This is a genomic window from Photobacterium sanguinicancri (genome assembly GCF_002265265.1).
GTDB lineage: Bacteria > Pseudomonadota > Gammaproteobacteria > Enterobacterales > Vibrionaceae > Photobacterium > Photobacterium sanguinicancri.
The window spans coordinates 1-487 of the sequence record NZ_NOIF01000443.1 but is presented as its reverse complement, the minus strand read 5'-3'; the positions used below and the strand labels follow the sequence as shown (position 1 = coordinate 487).

Genomic DNA, 487 nt, shown 5'->3' with positions numbered 1-487 from the left:
CCTTCCACCTGGGTGCGTATCTCGTTTTAAGGATGGTGAGGACCACGGTCGCCCCGGCGCCGCTGGATCCTGCGTTTGCTATGGCAGGGAGCGATCCCGTTGACGGTGGGAGCCATCTGGCTCAGATTGCATGCCGCGCCGATGGTTGTCGGCGCATCGATATCTGCTGGCCAAAACCCGCCGCTGCTTCCCGACATAGGACGTTGTCCGACCTGATATGCGCGGGCGGACCACGCTCGATGAACAACTCGGCCAGCGCTGCCAGTACGTCTTCGTGTTTGAGCTGGCGCGCGACGACGAGTGCCAGGCACTCCCTGCTCGCCTCGTCGATAATGGTAAGGATGCGGAACTTGCGTCCGTCATGGGTGCGTTCCTCGACGAAGTCGTAAGCCCAGACATGCCCCGGATACTCCGGCCGCAACCGGATGCACGAGCCATCGTTCAGCCATAACCGGCCGCGTTTCGGCTGGCGCTGCGGCACCTTCAG

General features: G+C 62.8%; 1 pseudogene. It reads right to left on the bottom strand.

What is annotated here, in order from left to right:
• Positions 1-202: 202 nt before the first annotated feature.
• Positions 203-487 (bottom strand): annotated as a pseudogene (locus ASV53_RS24505) (DDE-type integrase/transposase/recombinase); the annotation flags it as partial.